Below are 19,237 nucleotides of genomic sequence, written 5' to 3'. Positions count from 1 at the left end.
CCACCCCCCAGCCCCGTCCAGGCTCCCCACACGCCAGGAGGACCCCGCCATGACCAGACAGCGCCCACGCATCGTCGACCTCAGCGAGACGCCGCCCAACCGTCGGCGCGGCGGCGACCTCAGGGCCGTGCTCACCCCGACCTCGGTGGGCTCCACCAGCGGCTTCATGGGCATGGCGATCATGGCTCCCGGGGAGTCCATCGCCGAGCACTACCACCCGTACTCCGAGGAGTTCGTCTACGTGGTCGCCGGCCGGCTGGAGGTCGACCTCGACGGCGAGTCCCACCCGCTGCGCGTCGACCAGGGACTGCTGGTCCCGCTCAACGTGCGCCACCGGTTCCGCAACATCGGCGACACCGAGGCCCGCATGGTCTTCCACCTCGGCCCCCTCGCCCCCCGCCCCGAACTCGGCCACGTCGACACCGAGGAGGCCCCGCACCCGGAGAGCACCGCCTGGGCGCAGCCCCCGGACCGCACAGGAGCGGTCTCGTGACCCGCCGCCGGGTGGCCGTCACCGGGGTCGGGGTCGTCGCACCCGGCGGGATCGGCGTCTCGGCCTTCTGGGACCTGCTGTCCAACGGCCGTACGGCGACGCGCGGCATCACCCTCTTCGACCCGGCCGGCTTCCGCTCCCGGATAGCCGCCGAGGTCGACTTCGACCCCGCCGCGCACGGCCTCGGCGCGGGGGAGACGGCCCGGGCGGACCGGTACATCCAGTTCGCCCTGGTCGCCGCACGCGAGGCCCTGCTCGACGCCGGACTCGACCTCACCACGGAAGAGGCCTGGCGGACCGGCGTCTCCCTCGGCACCGCCGTCGGCGGCACCACCCGCCTGGAGCACGACTACGTCGCCGTGAGCCAGTCCGGCGCCTGGTGGGACGTGGACCACAAGTTCGCCGGGCCCTACCTGCACCGGGCGTTCACGCCCGCCACCCTCGCCTCCGCCGTCGCGGAGGAGACCGGGGCGCGCGGCCCGGTCCAGACCGTGTCCACCGGCTGCACCTCGGGACTCGACGCCATCGGGTACGCCGTGCACTCCATAGCCGAGGGCCGGATGGACGTGTGCATCGCGGGCGCCTCCGACTCGCCCATATCGCCGATCACGGTGGCCTGCTTCGACGCCATCAAGGCGACCTCCCCCAACAACGACGACCCGGCCCACGCCTCCCGGCCGTTCGACGCCGACCGGGACGGCTTCGTCCTCGGCGAAGGCGGCGCCGTCCTGGTACTCGAAGAGCTGGAACGCGCCCGCGCCCGCGGGGCGACCGTCTACTGCGAGATCGGCGGCTACGCCACCTTCGGCAACGCCCACCACATGACCGGGCTGACCGCCGAGGGCCTGGAGATGGCCCGGGCCATCGAAACCGCCCTGGCCCAGGCCCGGACCACCGCCGACGAGATCGACTACGTCAACGCGCACGGCTCGGGAACCAAGCAGAACGACCGCCACGAGACGGCGGCGGTCAAGCGGGTCCTGGGCGACCACGCCTACAAGACGCCGATGACCTCCATCAAGTCCATGGTGGGTCACTCCCTCGGCGCCATCGGGGCGATCGAACTGGCGGCCTGCGTGCTCGCCATGACCCATCAGGTCGTACCGCCGACGGCGAACTACGAGACGCCCGACCCCGAGTGCGACCTGGACTACGTGCCCCGCACCGCCCGCGGCCGCAAGCTGCGCAACGTGCTCTCGGTCGGCAGCGGCTTCGGCGGGTTCCAGTCCGCCGTGGTCATGACCCGGCCGAAGGAGGAGGTCTCGTGACCAGCCGTACGGTCATCACGGGCATCGGGGTCGTCGCGCCCAACGGCGTCGGCGCCGAAGCCTTCTGGAAGGCCACCCAGTCCGGCCTGAGCGTGCTCGACCGGGTCACCCGCGCGGGCTGCGAGCACCTGCCGCTGCGGGTCGCGGGCGAGGTCCGGGGCTTCGACCCCGGCGCCATGGTCGAGGACCGCTTCCTCGTCCAGACGGACCGCTTCACCCACCACGCCCTCGCCGCGGCCGACCTCGCCCTGGAGGACGCCCGCCTCGGGCAGGCCGACTACGCGGACGACCCCTTCTCCTTCGGCGTGGTCACAGCGGCCGGCTCCGGCGGCGGCGAGTTCGGTCAGCGCGAGCTGCAACACCTCTGGGACCAGGGGCCGCGCTACGTGGGCCCGTACCAGTCCATCGCCTGGTTCTACGCCGCGAGCACCGGGCAGATCTCCATCCGCCGCGGCCTCAAGGGCCCCTGCGGGGTCGTCGCCAGCGACGAGGCGGGCGGGCTGGACGCCTTCGCGCACGCGGTCCGGGCGATCCGGCAGGGCAGCCGGGCGATGCTGGTCGGGGCGACGGAGGCGCCCCTGGCCCCGTACTCCATCGTCTGCCAGCTGGAGTACGAAGGCCTGAGCACCCGGGACGACCCCGAGCGCGCCTACCGGCCGTTCACCGCCGACGCCTGCGGATACGTGCCCGCCGAGGGCGGCGCGATGTTCGTCGTCGAGGACGAGGCGGCGGCCCGCCGGCGCGGCGCCCCGGTCCGCGCCGTACTGGCCGGCCACGCCGCGACCTTCAGCGGCACGCAGCGGCCGGACCCCTACGGCGAGGGACTGGCCCACGCGGTCCGCGGCGCCCTCCGGGAAGCCGGCTGCGCACCCGAGGAGGTCGACGTGGTCTTCGCGGACGCCCTGGGCACGGCCGAGGCCGACGCGGCCGAGGCGGCGGCCATCGCCGACGCCCTCGGCACCCACGGGCACAAGGTGCCGGTCACGGCCCCCAAGACCGGTACTGGCAGGGCGTACTGCGCGGCGCCCGCCCTGGACACCGCGGCCGCGGTCCTGGCGCTGGAGCACGGCATGGTCCCGCCGACCCCCAACGTCTTCGACGTCTGCCACGACCTCGACGTGGTGACCGGCGACGCCCGCCCCGCGGAGCTGCGCACCGCGCTCGTGCTGAGCCGCGGACGGATGGGCTCCAACGCCGCGCTCGTCCTGCGCAAGGGCGCCTCGGCGCCCCGGTAGCGGGACGCGTCAGGACACGTCAGGACCCGCACGGTCCCCTCGTAGGAAGAGAGAACGCACATGACCGACCGACTGACCCTGGAGGAGCTGGCGGCCCTGATGAAGACCGCCGGCATCACCGTCGACCCCGGCGAGCTGGCGAGCCGGCCCGACTCGGCCTTCGACGACTACGGCCTCGACTCGCTGGGCCTGCTCGGCATCGTCGGGGAGCTGGAGAACCGGCGCGGCCGGGCGCTGCCCACCGATGCCGACCGCTGCAAGACCCCCAACGAGTTCCTCGACCTCGTCAACAACAGCCTCATGACAGGAGCGTGACATGCCAGGACACACCGAGAACGAGATCACGGTCAACGCGCCCGTGGACGTCGTGTGGGAGATGACCAACGACCTCCCCAACTGGCCCCAGCTCTTCAGCGAATACGCGTCGCTGGAGATCCTCGACCGGCAGGGCGACACCACCCGCTTCCGCCTCACCATGCACCCCGACGAGAACGGCAAGGTGTGGAGCTGGGTCTCGGAGCGCACCGTGGACCGCAAGAGCCTCACGGTCCGTGCCCGGCGCGTGGAGACCGGCCCGTTCGCGCACATGGACATCCACTGGCAGTACTTCAAGGTTCCGGGCGGCACCCGGATGAAGTGGACCCAGGACTTCGCGATGAAGCCGGACGCCCCGGTCGACGACGCGTGGATGACCGACAACATCAACCGCAACTCCCCGATCCAGATGGCGCTCATCCGCGACAAGATCGAGCAGCGCGAACGCGAGAACCGCACCCCCGCCGCCAGCCGCGTCTGAAACGAAAGGCAAGCACCCCGGATGCACACCCCGCACCGCGCTCTCATCGTCGCCCGGATGGCGCCGGAATCGGCCCCGGACATCGCGAAACTGTTCGCCAGCTCGGACGCGGGCGAACTCCCGCACCTGGTCGGCGTCACCCGGCGCAGCCTCTTCCAGTTCGGCGACGTGTACATGCACCTGATCGAGTCGGACCGGCCCCCCGGCCCGGCCATCGCGAAGGTCACCGACCACCCGGAGTTCCGGGACCTCAGCGAGCGCCTCACCGCCTACATCAGCCCGCACAACCCCGAGACCTGGCGCAGTCCGAAGGACGCCATGGCCCACGAGTTCTACCGCTGGGAGAAGCCCCCCGCGAAGTGACCCCGGCGGCCCGGACGGGACCCGCACACCGCGTGTGCGGGTCCCGCCGCGTGAGCAGCCGGCACCTCAGGGGGTGCCCGGCCCCCAGCCCCGACACCAGGAGACGGCATGAACCCGACCGACCACGAGACCTTCCCCGCGGACCCCGCCCGCCCGCACGACGGCGGGAGCGCCCGTTCCACCCTGCGCGTGTTCGTCCTGTCCGGGTCCTCCCGCACCGGCTCCGTCAACGCCCGCCTGGCCGCGCTCGTCGCGCGCCTGGTGGTCAGGGCCGGGGCGATCGCGGACCCGGCGGCGCTCGGCGACTTCCCCATGCCGCCCTACGACGGCGACGCGGAGGCCGACGAGGGGCTGCCGAAGGGCGCGGTGGCCCTGTGTGAGCGGATCGAGGCGGCCCAGGCGCTGGTGATCGCCTCGCCCGAGTACAACGCCTCCGTCCCGGGCGTGGTGAAGAACGCCATCGACTGGGTCTCCCGCGTGCGGCCGCAGCCCTTCAAGGACCAGCAGACCCTGCTGGTCTCGGCGTCGCCGTCGATGGTCGGAGGCAACCGCGGCCTGTGGGCCCTGCGCGTCCCGCTCGAACACCTCGGGGCCCGGGTCTACCCCGACATGTTCAGCCTCGCCGGCGCCCACCACGCCTTCGGGGAGGACGGCTCGCTCACCGACCACGGCCTGGGGGACCGGCTGAGCGAGACCATCGGCTCCTTCCTCGACCTCGTCGAGGCGGACACCCGCTACCTGTGCCTCCAGCGCCGCTGGTACGAGTTCCTCGGCGATCAGACCGACGCCCCGGTGACCTCGCGCGCCCAGGACTGATCTTCGTCGGCCACGGGGCGTGAGCTATGTTTGATCCCGAGTGACATGAGAAGGAGGCCCTCCGGTGTCATCGGGTCAGCAGGCACGCGCACAGGCGGCTGCGATCACGCCGAGCGGCCAGTCGTCCGAGCAGGTCCGCCCTCCGGCCGACCGGCTCCTCGCGCTCTTCGACGGCCGGCGCCTCTCCCCGGGCCAGCGCCGCATCGCCCAGTACCTGATCGACCACCTCACCGAGGCCGCGTTCCTCTCGATCACCGAGCTCGCCGAGCGGGTCGGCGTCAGCCAGCCCTCCGTGACCCGGTTCGCCGCCTCCCTCGGGTTCAGCGGCTACCCGGCCCTGCGCGACGTGCTCCAGCCGATCGCGCTGAGCGCCGTCGCCGGATCCCCCGACTCCCGTGAGCAGATCCGCCGCAACGAGCTCCAGGCGGCCGTCGACGCCGAGATCGAGAACCTGGAGAACGTGCGCCGGCTCCTCGCCGACACCAACCAGGTGCTGGACATCGGCCGCGAGCTGGCCGCCTCGGTGCCCCTGACCGTGCTCGGGCTGCGCATCTCGGTCTCCCTGGCCGAGTACTTCGCGTACGCGGCCCGGCGCATCCACCCCGACGTGCGGCTGGTGACCCGCGGCGGCAGCGTCGCCTACGACGCCCTGCTCCAGTCCCGGGCGGCCGGCGGGACGTGGGTCCTGGCGTTCGCCATGCCCCGGCACGCCAAGGAGACCCTGGCCGCCATCCGGGCCGCCCGCAGCACGGGGCTGCGCGTCGTCCTGATCACGGATCCCACGTTGGGACCGCTCGTGGACGAGGCGGACGTGACCCTGACGGCGGGGACCGGGTCACGGCTGGTCTTCGATTCCTACGCGGCACCCGGAATGCTCTCCGCGGCACTGCTTCAGGCCATGGCCGACGCGGACCCGGAGCGGACGCAGGCGCGCCTCGAGGACTACGAGCAGGTCGCCGACCAGCACGGTTTCTTCCTGTAGGGCGTATTCCTCCCGATGTCCCACGGGGGATATTCAGCCTGCGGCATGCATGAAATTTTTCATGCGCTTGCTTACTCGACGGTATATATGTTTACTGACGGCGGCGTTCCGGATCCACCAGATGCCAAGGAGAGCGACCCCATGCCCTCCCGAACACACACGCGGCGCGACGAACCTCCTCACGTCGCGACAGCGTGTCGAGTCCAGGCTTTCGGATCCCGCAGAGCGCCCCTGGCGGCCTCGGTCAACCCCTGGGCCGAGGCCGCCCACAGCAACGTCTCGATCAGAGTTCGACACCACTCGGAAGTGACGAGAATGCCCCAGACGGCCACCATCACGCGCAGCCCGGACTGGCCCTTGCAGGTCAAGGCGCCCGGGACCCACGACTGGGAACGCACGGCCACCCGCTGGCTGCGGGACCTGCTCCCGGCCCGCTACGGCGGCTACCTGACCCTGACCCGTCACCACGCCCTCCTGGCGCGGCACGTGCAGCTCCAGTTGCAGCACGAGATGCGCGCGGTCCGGGTGGCCCTCCAGACCAGCCGGGCCGAACTGCCGATGATGGGCGTCGCCGAGTCCGTCATAGAGAACACGATCAGGATGTACGCGGTGGAGCTCGAACAGCTGGGGCGCCTGGCGCGCGGCGCGCGGCTCGTCAGCGACGCGCTCCTGGTGGGCACCACCCCCGCCCCGCGCAAGCGCTGAGGCGGCGCGGCGCTACGCGGGCTGCCAGGAGCGCAGCCGGTCGGCCACGTCGAAGACGGTCGCACGGAGCGTGCGGATGTCGGTGACGAGGTCGCGCCACTGCTCGTACGAGGCCTCCACCGTCTTGCCGGAGGCCTCGATGTACGCGACGGCGACCCCGTAGCCGAAGTACTCGTTGGCGTCGGGAAGCGGGCGCAGCAGGACGATCGCCTCGAGCAGGGCGGCCGCGCGCCAGTAGGCGTCGGGGCTGTCCACGTCCAGGCTGGGCGTGTTCACCCGGTGCCGGGCCACGGCGGCGACCAGCGCGGAGTGGTCGGCCACCTCCACGTCCTTGAACAGCGCCTCCTGCCGCTCCAGCAGCCAGCGGTGATCGATGAGCAGTTCCACGCGTCCGAGTATCCCTGTCCGGGGCCCGGACCGTGGGCGGTTCGGCCGGTGCGGTCCGGCCGGTGCGGTCCGGCGGCCGCCGCCCGGCCCGTGGGGGGCCGGGCGGCGGACACGCCTCAGGGCTTCGGCAGGGCGCAGCCCGCGCGGCTCAGGTCGATCTTGTTGCCGGGGGCTATGCAGGGGACGATGATGTAGGTCTCCTGCGCGTAGTTGATGCCCTGGCGGACCGTCACGTTGCCGCTCTCGTCCACCTCGCACGGGTTGTTGTCCGTGCACCGGCCGCCGTCCTCGTTGCCGGTGTTGTTGACGGCGACGACCTTGCCGGTCGTCGTGTCGATCACCGGCGAACCCGAGGTGCCGCCGATGGTGTTGCAGGACGAGGTGTAGCGGACCGAGTCCTTCCAGGTCCACTCACCCTCCTTGAGGCGGTAGGCGAAGCCGTCGACGCTGCAGCTGTAGGTGCGCTTCCAGTAGCCCGAGACCACCTTGATCGACGAACCCTGGGTGGGGCGGGCGTCGTTGAGGGTGAGCGCGGTGATGCCGTACTGGCTCTGGATCTGCGCGTACGTCTTGGTCAGCTGGTAGATCGACACGTCGGTGTCGGTCATCGTCGCGTACGAGACCTTGCTCGCCCGCAGCGTCCCGACCTTCGAGCCGGACGCGTTGAGCAGGGAGAAGGAGCGGCTGGACGGCTGGTCCTTGACGACCTCGCCGGCCGCCGGGAACCCGGTCTCCAGGCAGTGGCCGTTGGACAGTACGAGCGCGGGGTCGTTCGGCTGTGAGGCGGGGGCGCGGACGACGGAGCCGGAGCAGTTGCTGAGCGCCACGGTACCCGCGTAGGTGACCGCGACGGCCGGTGCGGCCGGTGCGGCCACGGCCGGGGCGGCCGCCGCTCCCACGAGGAGCAGGGAGAATAAGGCGCCGGCGAGAGGCTTGTTCATGTGGGGGTTCCCCTCTGAGGACAAATGCGACCGAAGATCCTTCGGTTGTCATGCGCATTGTCGAGAACCCTTGTCTCAACTCGCAAGGGGGCGTGGGGAGTCGGGAACCGTGAAGATCTCGCCACCGCACGGGTGTTCCGTAGCGGAGCCATTGCCTCCTACGGTCTGTCCAGAACGGATCGGACCCGGGAGGCAGCGTGGAGCGCGAGATCGGCATCGGCATCGACATCGACCGGCTGGTGACGGCCATGAGGGCGGTCGACGAGGCGGGCCGGCTCTTCGACGAGGCCCTCGCCGTCTATGAGGCGCGCGGCCCCAGGCGCACGAGCGAGGACTTCAACGTGGCGGGCGGCTCCGTGCAGACCCTCCAGGGCGCCGAGGAGATGGCCCTCGGGGCCCGCAGGTTCCTCACCGAGCTCGCGCTGATCGCGGGCTACGCCACCGCGGGCCTCGACGACCGCCTCGGCGGGAGGGCCGAGACGGTGCGGACGGGCTTCCCCGCGATCCGCGCCGGCGGCTCCCGCATGGCCCGCCCGCTGCTCGACCCGACCCTGCGCGGGCTGCGGCTGCTGCTCGACGTCGACCTCTTCGACCCCGCCTTCAAGGCCGAGATGGAGGAGGTCCTGCACGCCGAGCGGGCGACCTACCCCGATCCCTCGACGTTCCGCGTCCCCGCCCCGGCGGCCGGCCGCACCCCGTGAGCGCCCGGGATGCCGGGTCCGGCCGCCGGGGCGAGGCTGGTGGTATGCATCACGCACCCGTTGTCGTGCACCGGATCTTCCCGTCGGGGGGCCGGCAGGTGACCCTGCGGACCGCCGGAGGGGAGGAGTCCCTCGGCGTGGCCCGCTCGGACGCGGACGTCATCGAGTTCCTGCGGCGGGCAGGCATGCCCGACCCGGACGAGGCGGTCCTCGGCGGCGCGGATCTGGTGGAGTGGGATTCCGACACGCCCCACGTCTACGAGGCCGACCTGCCGACCGACGACCTCCCGTGACGACGCACGCCGCCGGCCCCGCTCGTTCGTACGAGGGTCGGCGGCGTCAGCCGCGGAGATAGGCGAGCACGGCGAGCACCCGCCGGTTGTCCTCCGCGCAGGGGGCGATCCGCAGCTTCGCGAAGATGCTCGCCGTGTGCTTGGCGACGGCGCTCTCGCTGAAGTGCAGGGTGACGGCGATCGCCGCGTTGGACCGGCCCTCGGCCATCAGCTCCAGCACGTCCCGCTCCCGCGGGGTCAGGCTCGCGATGGTGCCCCGGGCGTCGCCGCGCGAGAGCAGCCTGGAGATCACCTTCTGGTCCAGGACGGTGCCGCCCGCCGCGACCCGGCGTACGGCGTCGATGAACTGGCCGGTGTCGGTGACACGGTCCTTGAGCAGGTAGCCGACGCCTCCCTCGTCACCCGCCAGCAGCTCGTTGGCGTAGAGCTGGTCGACGTACTGGGAGAGCACCAGGACGGGCAGCCCGGGGCGCCGGCGGCGGGCCTCCAGTGCGGCCTGCAGGCCCTCGTCGGTGAAGGTCGGCGGCAGGCGTACGTCGACGACCGCGACATCGGGGCGCTCCTCCAGCAGGGCGCGCAGCAGGGAGGGGCCGTTGTCCACCGAGGCGGCTATGGAGAAGCCGTGCTCCCGCAGGGTGCGTTCCAGCCCGTCCCTCAGGAGGAAGAGGTCTTCGGCAAGGACAACGCGCACGGAATCTCCAGCGTCACTGTGGTCGGGCCGCCCGGCGGGCTCTCCAGGGCGAGGGTCCCGTCGAAGGTAGCCAACCGCCTGCGCACGCCCAGCAGCCCGGTCCCCCGTGACGGGTCCGCGCCGCCGCGCCCGTCGTCGGTGACGGTGACGCGCAGCAGGGGGTTGCGGGCGTCGTGGTGTTCGACGGTGATCCGGACGAGTCCGGCGCCGGAGTGCTTGGCGGCGTTGGCCAGCAGCTCGTTGACCGCGAAGTAGGCCGCCGACTCCACGGGCGCGGCGAGCCGCCCCGGCAGCCGGGCCTCGACCCGCACGTCGAGGAAGCTGTCGAGCGCGAGGGAACGCAGCGCGTCGCCCAGCCCGCGGTCGGTGAGGACGGGCGGCTGGATCCCGCGGACCAGGTCGCGCAGGTCGTCCAGGGCGCGCGCCGACAGCGCGCGTACTTCGGCCAGTTCGGCGCGGGCGGCCACGGGATCACGCTCCAGCAGCCGGGTGGCGGTGTCGAGGCACATGCCCAGGGCGACCAGCCGGGCCTGGGCGCCGTCGTGCAGATCCCTTTCGATGCGCTGGAGTTCGGCGGCCTGCGCCTCCAGGGCCTCGGTGCGGCCGTCCGTCAACTCCTCGATGCGGCGCTTCAGTTCGGTGCCCCGAGGACGGGAGAGGAGGAGCCCGGTCCAGCGGGCGTGCAGGCGGAGCACGCGGGGCGCGACGGCGGCCCCGAGGACCATGAGGGCGAGACCGAGCGCGAGGGCCGCCAGCATGGCGGGGGTGCTGTCCACGAGGACGAAGCCGTACCAGTTGCCGTCGCCGAGGAGGCGCCAGACGAACGGCTGCACGAGCACGCCGAAGGCCCCGTACTCGACGAGGGCGAGCGGCAGCGCGACCAGCAGGCCGCCGGCCAGGGGCTCCAGCCAGGCCCAGGCCAGGTCCCGCCAGAAGCCGTCGGCGGCCAGGAGGGCGCGGTGGGCGCGGGGGAGGGGCTCGGGCGGGCCGATCCGCACCCCCGACCAGCCGCCGGCCCGTTCGCGGGAGCGCTCGGACCGCCGCCGCAGCGCGGCCGCGGCGGCCGGCAGGGCCCGGCGGCCGAGGCCGACGGGCAGGAGCAGCAGCGATCCGATGACACCCGCCCCGACGAAGAACGCGGCCACGGCCGCGAGACTCGCGAGCTGGCACCGCCAGACGGCGGCCAGGGCACGGGAGATGATCGAACTCATGTCCCGTGCAGGGTAGCCGGTTCCCGGTCCGCCCCGGCCCCGGCCCGTGCGGCCCGCAGCACGACCGCCAGCAGGGCCGCGACCAGGGAGGAGGCCCCGAAGCACACCATCGCGAGGACGCCGCCGGCCTCCTCGTCCAGGAAGAGGAGCATGCCGAGGTTGACCAGGGCGTGGAAACCGCCCGCGAGCAGCAGCCGGTAGACGCCGCCCGTGCCGTCGAGCGCGAGGCCCAGCACCACCGACATGCCGGTGGTCGCGGCGAGGAACGCCGCCGCGTACGCGGGCCGCTGCGCGAAGACCTGTACGTGCCAGACGCCCCACAGCACACCCACGGCGACGGAGGAGGAGACCGGCCCGAACCGGGTGCGCAGCAGCGGCTGGAGCAGGCAGCGCCAGCCGATCTCCTCACCACAGGCGCCGATCAGCTGCGCCACCACGATCAGCGCGAAGGGATGCCCGAGCACCCCGGGGCGGGTGAACCACCCACCCCCGCCGGCGCCCCCGGCGTACCCCGCGTACGCGAGGACCGCCGGCGCGACGACCAGCGCCGCCATGGCGAGCAACGCCCCGGCCCGGCCCGCCCCGCGCAGCCCGCCCCCGCGCAACAGCCCGGCGACCCGCTCCCGTTGGAACACGGCGAGCACTGCCACCCCGGCCGCCGGGCCGAACTGCGTCAGCTGCACCACCTCGCTCGGCACCCCGAGGGCCGGCTGCACCGCGCCCAGCACGCCGGAGGCCGCGAAGGCCACCACCAGGAACACCCCCGCCGCACCCCGGATCCGCCGTGGCCGCTCCGCGGCGCCGCCCACCTTGACCGTCCCCATGTCCCCGCTCCGTTCGGCTCGTCCACCGCTGTGTCTCACGGACGACGATGCCGGTCGGGCCGGCCCGGGCCACTGCACCTGGCCACCGGGCAGGGGTGTACCCAGGTGCACCTACTCGGAGGCGATGGCCCGCAGGACGTCCAGGCGCGCCGCCCGGCGGGCGGGGCGCCAGCCGGCCAGGACGCCCGCCGCCGCGCCGACCAGTGCGACCAGGCCCAGCTGCAGCGGCGGCACGGTGAACGCGAGCGCGCCGTCCTCCGCCCCGTCCGCAGCCTTCACCAGGACCCAGCCGAGGATCGCGCCCAGGCCGAGGCCGCCGGCCGTGCCGAAGGCGGCCACCAGCACCGACTCCCAGCGGACCATGGCCCGCAGCTGCGCCCCGCTCTGCCCCACGGCCCGCAGCAGGCCCAGTTCGCGGGTGCGTTCGTGCACGGCGAGGGTGAGCGTGTTGGCGATGCCGAGCAGCGCGATCAGCACCGCGAGGGCGAGCAGCGCGTAGACGAGGGTGAGCATCATGTCGATGCCGCCCGCCGAGGACTGCGCGTACGCCTCGCGCGTCTGCACCTCCGGGCCGCCGTACCGCGCGGCCGTGCGCTCCACCGCCGCCACCCCGTCCGCGAGCGGCACCCCGTCCTTGAAGGTGACCGCCACCAGCGAGTCGCTGTCCTGGGCCCGGTGCGGGGACCAGGCCGCGCGGGTGATGACGTAGTCGCCCGCGAGCTGCGACTCCTCGTAGACCGCGCGGACCGTGAACCGCTGCTTCTGCCCGTCGGTGAAGGCGAGTTCGAGGCCGCTGCCGGGCTGCCAGCCGTGCCGGGCGGCTTCCCTGCCCGCGACGGCGATCCCGTCCGTGCCGAGCGCGTCGAGCCGTCCGCGGACGGTGCCGAGGTCCAGGCCGACCGCGAGCGCGGCCGGGTCGGTGACCGTCAGCGCCCGCCCGGAGCCGTCGACCTCGGCGACTCCCTTGCCGAGGCCGACCGCGCCGGCCACCTCCGGGAGCGCCGCCACCGCCGGGGCCAGGGCCGGGCTGAGGCCGCTGCCGCCCGCCCCGAACGAGGGCGCGCTGATGGCGACATCACCGGCGAAGGACCGCGACACGGTCCGGTCCATGGTCGCCTTCAGGGAGGCGCCGAAGACCGTGAAGAGGGAGACGACGGCGACGCCGATCATCAGCGCGGTGGCCGTCGAAGCCGTCCGCTTCGGGCTGCGCCGCGCGTTGCGCCCGGCCAGCGCGCCCGTCACCCCGCGCAGCCGTTCCAGCGGCCGCGCGAGGATCCGTACGGCGGCCGAGGAGGCGACCGGCCCCAGGACCACGAACGCGGCCGTGACCAGCACCGCACCCGCACCGGACAGCCACAGCGACGGCACGGCGAACACCCCGGTCACGATCACCGCGACACCGGCCGCGGCCAGGACGGCCCCGGAGACGGTACGGGCCCGCGAGGCGCCGGAGGTGTCCACGGCGCTCTCGCGCAGCGCGGCCAGCGGCGCGGTCCGCCCCGCCCGCACGGCCGGGAGCAGGGCCGAGCCCAGGCAGACGACGACACCCACGGCCGGCGGCAGCAGCAGCGACGTGCCGCCGACCACCAGGCCCCCGTCGGGGAAGGGGAAGCCGATCGCAGGGAACAGCGCCTGGAGTCCGGCGGCGATCCCGATGCCGCCGGCCAGCCCGGCGGCGGAGGCGAGGACCGCGACGACGCCGGCCTCCGCCAGCGTGCCGCCGACGACCTGGCGGCGGGAGGCTCCCAGGGCGCGCAGCAGGGCGTTCTCGCGGGTGCGCTGGGCGACGACGATCGCGAAGGTGTTGTGGATGCTGAAGGTGGCGACCAGCAGGGCGATGCCGGAGAAGACGAGCAGCAGGGTGGTGAAGAGGGTCAGGAACTGACCCGAGATCATGTCCGTGTTCTCCTGGGCCGATTCGCGGCCCGTGATCGCCTCGACGCCCTGCGGCAGTACCGGGGCCAGCGCGTCGACGAGCTGCTGCTGGCCCGTTCCCGGCGCGGCCCGCACCTGGAGGGAGGCCGCCTGGCCTGGGCCGGCCGTCAGGTACTTCTCCGCGTCCGCCAGGGTCATGCCGGTGTACGTGACCTGGGCCATGCCGTCCTCGCCGCCGAAGGTGGCCAGGCCGACGACCGTCACCCGGACCGGGTCGGGGGTGCGCAGCACCGTCGTGTCGCCGACCCTCAGACCGCCCTTGACGGCGGTGCCCCGGTTGACGACCACCTCGCCGGAGCGCTCCGGCGCGCGGCCCTGCGCGAGCTTGTACGGGTTGAGCCGCGGGTCCGTGATCCAGTTGCCGGCGAGGGTGGGCGGGCCCTGGCCGCCGATCGGTTCGCCGTTCCGGCCGACGAGCTGGCCCGCGCCCTGGATGTTCGGCGCGACGGCGGCCACGCCCGGCGTGCGCTGGATCCGGTCCACGAGGGCGGTCGGTACCGGCGGGCGGGTGCCCTGGGCCCTGCCCGGCACGGTGACCACGCGCGCGCTGCGCACGACGGCGTCGGTGCCGCTCGCGGCGCCCGCGAACATGGTGTCGAAGCTCGCGCGCAGCGTGTCGCCCATGACGAGGGTCCCGGCGAAGAAGGCGACGCCCAGCAGGACCGCCGTGAACGTCCCGGCGAAGCGCCGCTTGTGCGCGCGCAGGGCGGCCGTGCTCAGCCGCAGAGTGGTACGGGCCGCGCCCATGCCCCTGCTCATGACCCCGCTCCCGTCGTGACGGCGCGCGCGTCGAAGGCCTTGAGCCGGTCCAGGACGCGCTCGGCGGTCGGGCCCGCCATCCGGTCGACCAGGCGCCCGTCGGCGAGGAAGACGACCTCGTCGGCGTGGGCGGCGGCCACCGGGTCGTGGGTGACCATGACGACGGTGCGGCCCATCTCGCGCACCGCCCGGCCCAGCAGGCCGAGCACCTCCTCGCCCGAGCGGGAGTCGAGGTTGCCGGTGGGCTCGTCGGCGAACACGACGTCGGGACCGCCCGCGAGGGCGCGGGCGACGGCGACCCGCTGCTGCTGGCCGCCGGACAGTTCGGCGGGCCGGTGGTGCAGGCGGTCGCGCAGGCCGACGACGTCGATGAGGTGTTCGAGCCAGACGTCGTCGCCGCGGGCGCCGGCGAGGTCCTGCGGGAGGGTGATGTTCTCGGCGACCGTGAGGGTGGGCACCAGGTTGAAGGCCTGGAAGACGAAGCCGATGCGCTCGCGGCGCAGCAGGGTGAGCCCGCGGTCGTCGAGCCCGCCCAGTTCCGTACCGCCGATGAAGGCGGATCCGGAGGTGAGGGTGTCGAGGCCGGCCGCGCAGTGCATCAGCGTGGACTTGCCGGAGCCGGACGGGCCCATGATGGCGGTGAAGCGGCCGGCCGGGAAGTCGACGCTCACCCCGTCCAGGGCCCGCACCTCGGTGTCGCCCCGGCCGTAGACCTTCAGGGCGTCGACGACCCGGGCGGCGACGGCGCCGCCGCCCGGCAGGGTGGGGGCGGTGCTCATGCCGCACCGCCCTTGGAGGCGGGGCCGAACTGCTCGTCCAGCACGGACAGCCGCCGCCAGTACTCGTCCTCGTCGATCTCCCCGGAGGCGAAGCGCCGCCCCAGGATCGCGATCGGCGAGTGCTCGCCGTAGGCGGCGGCGCCGCGGCCCTGCCACGGTCCGCGGCGGCCGCGCCACACCGTGCGCCGCAGTACGGTCACGGCGCCGATCACGACCGCCGCCCAGACCAGCGGGAAGAACAGGATCCACGGGCCGGGCCCGTCGTACGCGAGGGTGGTGAGGGTGTTCATGTCGTTCAGCTCCTCGGAGTGCGGGGACGTTTCGTCTCACTCCGAGACTGGCTGCGGGAAGGGGTCCGGGTCGTCGTACGGCCGGCTGCACCGGGGGTACTTCCCCGGGAGTACGGGCCGCCCCGTCACCGCACGACGGCCGCGGCGGGTCAGCCCAGCCAGCCGGGGCGGACCAGCCCGGACTCGTAGGCGAGGACGACCAGTTGGGCCCGGTCGCGGGCGCCCAGCTTGACCATCGCCCGGCTGACGTGGGTCTTCGCCGTGAGCGGGCTGACGACCAGACGGCGGGCGATCTCCTCATTGGACAGGCCCATGCCCACCAGCGCCATCACCTCCCGCTCCCGGTCCGTGAGCCGGCCCAGCCCCGCCGCGGCGGCGGGCTGCTTCGAACGGGCCGCGAACTCGGCGATCAGCCGGCGGGTCACCCCGGGGGACAGCAGGGCGTCGCCCTCCACCACCGCCCGGACGGCGCGCAGCAGTTCCTCCGGCTCGGTGTCCTTGACGAGGAACCCGGACGCGCCGGAGCGGATCGCCTCGAAGACGTACTCGTCGAGCTCGAAGGTGGTGAGCATGACGACGCGGACGTCGGCCAGCGCCCCGTCCGCGGTGATCCGCCGGGTGGCGGCGAGCCCGTCCAGCACCGGCATCCGGATGTCCATCAGCACCACGTCCGGGCGCAGCTCCCGCGCCAGCCGCACGGCCTCCTCGCCGTCGGAGGCCTCGCCCGCGACCTCGATGTCGGGCTGGGCGCCGAGCAGCGCCCGGAAGCCCGCCCGGACGAGCAGCTGGTCGTCGGCGAGCAGTACGCGGATCACGGAACCTCCTCGGCGGGCCCATCCTTCAGCGGGAGCCTCGCGACCACCCGGAAGCCCCCGTCCGCACGCGGGCCGGCCTCGATGGTGCCACCCAGGGCCGCGGCCCGCTCGCGCATTCCCACGAGGCCGTTGCCGCTGCCGCCGGCGCCGCCCCCGGTGCCCGGGCCGTCGTCGTCCACGCGCAGCTCCAGGGCACCCGGCCGCCAGACCAGGCCGATACGGGCGGTACGCGAACCGGAGTGCCGCACCACATTGGTCAGCGCCTCCTGGAGGATCCGGAAGGCGGCGAGATCCGCGCCGGGCGGCAGCGCCCGGGCCCTCCCCTCGGCGGAGACGTCCACGGCGAGGCCGGCCGCGGCGGCCTGCTCGACGAGCTCGGGGAGCCGGTCGAGACCGGGAGCCGGCGTGCGCGGGGCCTCTCCGGGGGTGCGCAGCGTGTCGAGCACCTGCCGGACCTCGCCCAGGGCCTCCTTGCTGGCGGCCTTGATGGTGGTCAGCGCCGACCGGGCCTGCTCGGGGTCGCTGTCGAGCAGGGCCAGCCCGACACCCGCCTGCACGTTGATCACCGAGATGCTGTGCGCCAGGACGTCGTGGAGCTCACGGGCTATGCGCAGCCGCTCCTCATCCACCCTGCGCCGCTCGGCGGCCGCCCGCTCGACCCGCTCCCGGGCCCACTGCTCGCGGCGTACGCGGACCAGCTCCGAGACGGCGAGCATCGCGAGCACCCACGCGGTGATGGCCAGCTCCTGCCCCCACGGCGCCGGGCCGTCACCCGCGGGCGGAAGCCACCGGTACAGCCAGTGCCCGATGAGCAGGTGCCCGGCCCAGAGCAGCCCGACGGCCCCCCAGGCGGCCCTGCGGTGACCGGCGACGACGGCGGCGAAACAGGCCAGCGCCAGGCTGATGAACACCGGGCCGTAGGGGAACCCGGACCCGATGTACACCAGCGTGACCGCGCTGACCCCGTACACCACGGCCACCGGATACCGGTGCCGCAGCAGGAGCAGCGCGGGCCCCAGCAGCAGCAGGATCCGCGCGAACGCGTCCAGGGCCACCCGCCCGCTCTGCTGCTGCGCGGCCCACCCGGAGCCGGCCTGCGCGAAGACGGCGACGAGCAGCGCCGAGCGCCAGGCCGGGCCCCGCCCGGTCCGCTCCGCCCATCGCCGCCACGGAGGATCCGGGCGCTCGCGCTGCTCATCCATACCCGCCACGCTAGTGCGGGCCCGCCCTGACCCGCGTCACCCCGGCGTAGCGTTTGCCGCGTACTCCCCAGGTAGTAGCCGGGGGTGCCCTACCGGCCGGCATCCCCCATCCGGCGGCCCAGCGGCAGCAGGTACTGGAGCGGCTCGTCCTCCTCGTCGAGGCCGAACAGCTCCTGGGCCGGCTCGTCCCGGAAACCGCCGAGCGGGGTGGTGGACAGGCCCAGCGCGGAGGCGGCCAGCAGCAGCGACTGGGCCAGGTGCCCCGCCTCCAGCAGGCCGAGCCGCAGCGCGCGCAGCCCGTAACGCTCCCTGAGGCGGCCGAGGTCCACGTACAGGCCCAGGACCGCCGGGGCGGCGTCCACGTTGATGCCCTGGGGGTCGTCGGCCGGGCGGTCCAGGTAGGAGCACATGCTCTTGATCTCGTCGAGGTCGGGCACCGGGCCCACGAAGCGCAGCGACCGGCGCTCGGGAACGCACTGGTAGGTCCCCGGGGCCAGGCCCTCCACGTCGAGCGCGAACAGCCGCAGCCCCGCCGTGTACAGGGCGCCCGCGCTGGGATGCGGCCGGTGCCGGAAGGTTCCCGCCGTCCCGTCCGGGAGCGGCACCTCGGAGGTGTGCGAGAAGGCGTGCGCCCCCCACAGCAGCGTGCCGAGCCCGGTCGCGGTCAGCGGGCCCCCGAGCGGCCCCCGCACCGAGACCCGCCCGGCGATCGCCGTACGCAGCGATACGTCGGGCAGCGGCTCGGCGGGCAGGACCAGCTCCGCCCGCAGCGCCGCCGGGCCGGGGTCCGCGGCCGGAGCGAGCGGCCGGGGCAGCGAGTCGTTGTCCCGCCCGATCCGGAACCGGCTGCTCTCCAGGTACTGCCGGTCGGACGCCAGGTGACCGGCGGGGAAGTACGACGGCGGCTCCCCGGAGTCCATCAACGCCCGCGCGGCGAGCCGGCACACGGCCCGCTCCTCGTCGGGGACGATGCCGATCCGGTTGAACAGCATGTGGAGCTGCGACCCCCACACCCGCAGCCGCTCCGGGGAACCGTCGACCGCGTGCAGGTCCCCGTCGGCGGCGGCCACCGCGCGGGCCCAGCGCACGGCGAGGCCGTCGGCGCCCGCGGCGTCCGCCGCGAGCTCCTGCCGCAGTGCGTCCGCCCGCCGCAGCAGGGCCTCGCGCTGGGCCGTGTACACGACGTTCACGTGGGCGAGCAGGAGGCGGGTGGGCAGCAGCGGAACGTCCGTGGCCCACCGCCAGCCCGCCGCCTGCGCACGCAGCCACCGCGCGGCGGCGTGCCGGTCCAGCCCGAGGGCGAAGGCCGTGGCGTGCGCCAGGTCCACGCCCAGGGCCAGCCGCTCGCTCCCGCGCCGGCTGCGCGCCACCGCCTCCACCGCCAGCCGGGTCGACCGTACGAAGACCTGCTCCGCGACCGGCAGCGCGGCGGGTCCGCCGTACCGCTCGGTCTCGGGGACGTACTCCACCTCCTCGACCCGGCCGTCCCGCCCCTTCGCCAGGTCGCCCAGCGCCGCGCGCAGTTCGAGCGCCGGCCCCTCGTCGAGGCCCCGCACCCGGATCCGCAGGTGCGGGCCGCCCTCGCTGTAGCGGATGAAGAACCAGGCGGCGCCCGGCCGTCCGGCCACGAGACCGTCCAGCAGCGGGGCCACCTCCTCGACGAGGAACGCGTCGGTGTCCTCGGGACTGGTGGACAGGAAGCAGTGCAGGCCGAGCCACCCGGGCGCGGCTGCGGCAGGTCCTTCGGACAA

At 74.0% G+C, this 19,237-nt stretch carries 22 protein-coding genes; 11 read left to right on the top strand and 11 right to left on the bottom strand.

Annotation, left to right across the window (positions count from 1 at the left end; genetic code table 11):
- Positions 1-49: 49 nt before the first annotated feature.
- From ACFTXQ_RS08910 to ACFTXQ_RS08870, 9 genes are all read left to right on the top strand, one after another.
- Entirely contained in the window at positions 50-493 is a 444-nt protein-coding gene (locus ACFTXQ_RS08910; RefSeq protein WP_382637299.1) for a cupin domain-containing protein, read from the top strand.
- Positions 490-1,761: a beta-ketoacyl-[acyl-carrier-protein] synthase family protein gene (locus ACFTXQ_RS08905; protein WP_382637297.1), complete on the top strand. Its 1,272-nt coding sequence runs from the start codon at positions 490-492 to the stop codon at positions 1,759-1,761. Before ACFTXQ_RS08910 ends, ACFTXQ_RS08905 begins: the two co-directional genes overlap by 4 nt.
- The gene (locus ACFTXQ_RS08900) at positions 1,758-2,996 is read left to right on the top strand and encodes a beta-ketoacyl synthase N-terminal-like domain-containing protein (protein ID WP_382637294.1); all 1,239 of its coding nucleotides are present in this window, start codon (positions 1,758-1,760) and stop codon (positions 2,994-2,996) included. The genes ACFTXQ_RS08905 and ACFTXQ_RS08900 overlap by 4 nt, the downstream gene beginning before the upstream one ends.
- Positions 2,997-3,056: 60 nt before the next feature.
- Entirely contained in the window at positions 3,057-3,311 is a 255-nt protein-coding gene (locus tag ACFTXQ_RS08895; protein WP_382637291.1) for an acyl carrier protein, read from the top strand.
- A 1-nt stretch (position 3,312) separates the two neighbouring features.
- Positions 3,313-3,792: an SRPBCC family protein gene (locus tag ACFTXQ_RS08890; protein WP_382637288.1), complete on the top strand. Its 480-nt coding sequence runs from the start codon at positions 3,313-3,315 to the stop codon at positions 3,790-3,792.
- 21 nt (positions 3,793-3,813) lie between these two features.
- Positions 3,814-4,155, top strand: coding sequence for a TcmI family type II polyketide cyclase (locus ACFTXQ_RS08885; RefSeq protein WP_382637286.1), 342 nt, complete (start codon positions 3,814-3,816; stop codon positions 4,153-4,155).
- A 183-nt stretch (positions 4,156-4,338) separates the two neighbouring features.
- Positions 4,339-4,971, top strand: a complete 633-nt coding sequence (locus ACFTXQ_RS08880; protein WP_382637409.1) for an NADPH-dependent FMN reductase — start codon at positions 4,339-4,341, stop codon at positions 4,969-4,971.
- 64 nt (positions 4,972-5,035) lie between these two features.
- Positions 5,036-5,953 carry a MurR/RpiR family transcriptional regulator gene (locus ACFTXQ_RS08875; protein ID WP_382637283.1) on the top strand — a complete coding sequence of 306 codons (918 nt, stop codon included), beginning with the start codon at positions 5,036-5,038 and terminating at the stop codon, positions 5,951-5,953.
- A 315-nt stretch (positions 5,954-6,268) separates the two neighbouring features.
- Complete coding sequence (locus ACFTXQ_RS08870; RefSeq protein ID WP_382637281.1) at positions 6,269-6,658, top strand: hypothetical protein; 390 nt, start codon at positions 6,269-6,271, stop codon at positions 6,656-6,658.
- A 12-nt stretch (positions 6,659-6,670) separates the two neighbouring features.
- Here the strand turns inward: ACFTXQ_RS08870 and ACFTXQ_RS08865 are convergent, their stop codons facing one another.
- Together ACFTXQ_RS08865 and ACFTXQ_RS08860 are read right to left on the bottom strand one after the other, a co-directional pair.
- Positions 6,671-7,045, bottom strand: a complete 375-nt coding sequence (locus tag ACFTXQ_RS08865) for a toxin Doc (protein WP_382637279.1) — start codon at positions 7,043-7,045, stop codon at positions 6,671-6,673.
- Between the two features lie 116 nt (positions 7,046-7,161).
- Positions 7,162-7,986: a serine protease gene (locus ACFTXQ_RS08860; protein ID WP_382637277.1), complete on the bottom strand. Its 825-nt coding sequence runs from the start codon at positions 7,984-7,986 to the stop codon at positions 7,162-7,164.
- A 197-nt stretch (positions 7,987-8,183) separates the two neighbouring features.
- On the opposite strand from ACFTXQ_RS08860, the gene ACFTXQ_RS08855 reads away from it, so the two are divergent.
- Together ACFTXQ_RS08855 and ACFTXQ_RS08850 are read left to right on the top strand one after the other, a co-directional pair.
- On the top strand, positions 8,184-8,687 hold the full coding sequence (locus ACFTXQ_RS08855; protein ID WP_382637274.1) for a hypothetical protein: 504 nt from the start codon (positions 8,184-8,186) through the stop codon (positions 8,685-8,687).
- 44 nt (positions 8,688-8,731) lie between these two features.
- Positions 8,732-8,980 carry a hypothetical protein gene (locus ACFTXQ_RS08850; RefSeq protein WP_382637273.1) on the top strand — a complete coding sequence of 83 codons (249 nt, stop codon included), beginning with the start codon at positions 8,732-8,734 and terminating at the stop codon, positions 8,978-8,980.
- A gap of 46 nt (positions 8,981-9,026) precedes the next feature.
- On the opposite strand, the gene ACFTXQ_RS08845 is transcribed toward ACFTXQ_RS08850, so the two are convergent.
- The 9 genes from ACFTXQ_RS08845 to ACFTXQ_RS08805 all read right to left on the bottom strand — a co-directional run bounded on the left by ACFTXQ_RS08845 (position 9,027) and on the right by ACFTXQ_RS08805 (position 19,237).
- On the bottom strand, positions 9,027-9,671 hold the full coding sequence (locus ACFTXQ_RS08845) for a response regulator (RefSeq protein WP_382637270.1): 645 nt from the start codon (positions 9,669-9,671) through the stop codon (positions 9,027-9,029).
- The gene (locus ACFTXQ_RS08840) at positions 9,635-10,882 is read right to left on the bottom strand and encodes a sensor histidine kinase (RefSeq protein WP_382637267.1); all 1,248 of its coding nucleotides are present in this window, start codon (positions 10,880-10,882) and stop codon (positions 9,635-9,637) included. The genes ACFTXQ_RS08845 and ACFTXQ_RS08840 overlap by 37 nt, the downstream gene beginning before the upstream one ends.
- Positions 10,879-11,706: a CPBP family intramembrane glutamic endopeptidase gene (locus ACFTXQ_RS08835; RefSeq protein WP_382637264.1), complete on the bottom strand. Its 828-nt coding sequence runs from the start codon at positions 11,704-11,706 to the stop codon at positions 10,879-10,881. The genes ACFTXQ_RS08840 and ACFTXQ_RS08835 overlap by 4 nt, the downstream gene beginning before the upstream one ends.
- Positions 11,707-11,817: 111 nt before the next feature.
- Positions 11,818-14,400 carry an ABC transporter permease gene (locus tag ACFTXQ_RS08830; RefSeq protein ID WP_382637261.1) on the bottom strand — a complete coding sequence of 861 codons (2,583 nt, stop codon included), beginning with the start codon at positions 14,398-14,400 and terminating at the stop codon, positions 11,818-11,820.
- Positions 14,397-15,179, bottom strand: coding sequence for an ABC transporter ATP-binding protein (locus tag ACFTXQ_RS08825; RefSeq protein ID WP_382637259.1), 783 nt, complete (start codon positions 15,177-15,179; stop codon positions 14,397-14,399). The genes ACFTXQ_RS08830 and ACFTXQ_RS08825 overlap by 4 nt, the downstream gene beginning before the upstream one ends.
- Positions 15,176-15,469 carry an SHOCT domain-containing protein gene (locus ACFTXQ_RS08820; protein WP_382637256.1) on the bottom strand — a complete coding sequence of 98 codons (294 nt, stop codon included), beginning with the start codon at positions 15,467-15,469 and terminating at the stop codon, positions 15,176-15,178. Before ACFTXQ_RS08820 ends, ACFTXQ_RS08825 begins: the two co-directional genes overlap by 4 nt.
- Positions 15,470-15,618: 149 nt before the next feature.
- Positions 15,619-16,284, bottom strand: coding sequence for a response regulator (locus tag ACFTXQ_RS08815; protein ID WP_382637254.1), 666 nt, complete (start codon positions 16,282-16,284; stop codon positions 15,619-15,621).
- Positions 16,281-17,486: a sensor histidine kinase gene (locus tag ACFTXQ_RS08810; protein ID WP_382637251.1), complete on the bottom strand. Its 1,206-nt coding sequence runs from the start codon at positions 17,484-17,486 to the stop codon at positions 16,281-16,283. Before ACFTXQ_RS08810 ends, ACFTXQ_RS08815 begins: the two co-directional genes overlap by 4 nt.
- 89 nt (positions 17,487-17,575) lie before the next feature.
- Entirely contained in the window at positions 17,576-19,237 is a 1,662-nt protein-coding gene (locus tag ACFTXQ_RS08805) for a thiopeptide-type bacteriocin biosynthesis protein (protein WP_382637248.1), read from the bottom strand.

Origin of the sequence: Streptomyces sp. NPDC057010 (genome assembly GCF_042673805.1) — a bacterium.
GTDB lineage: Bacteria > Actinomycetota > Actinomycetes > Streptomycetales > Streptomycetaceae > Streptomyces.
Note: the sequence above shows the minus strand (reverse complement) of the source record. Positions and strands in the feature narration are given on the sequence as shown.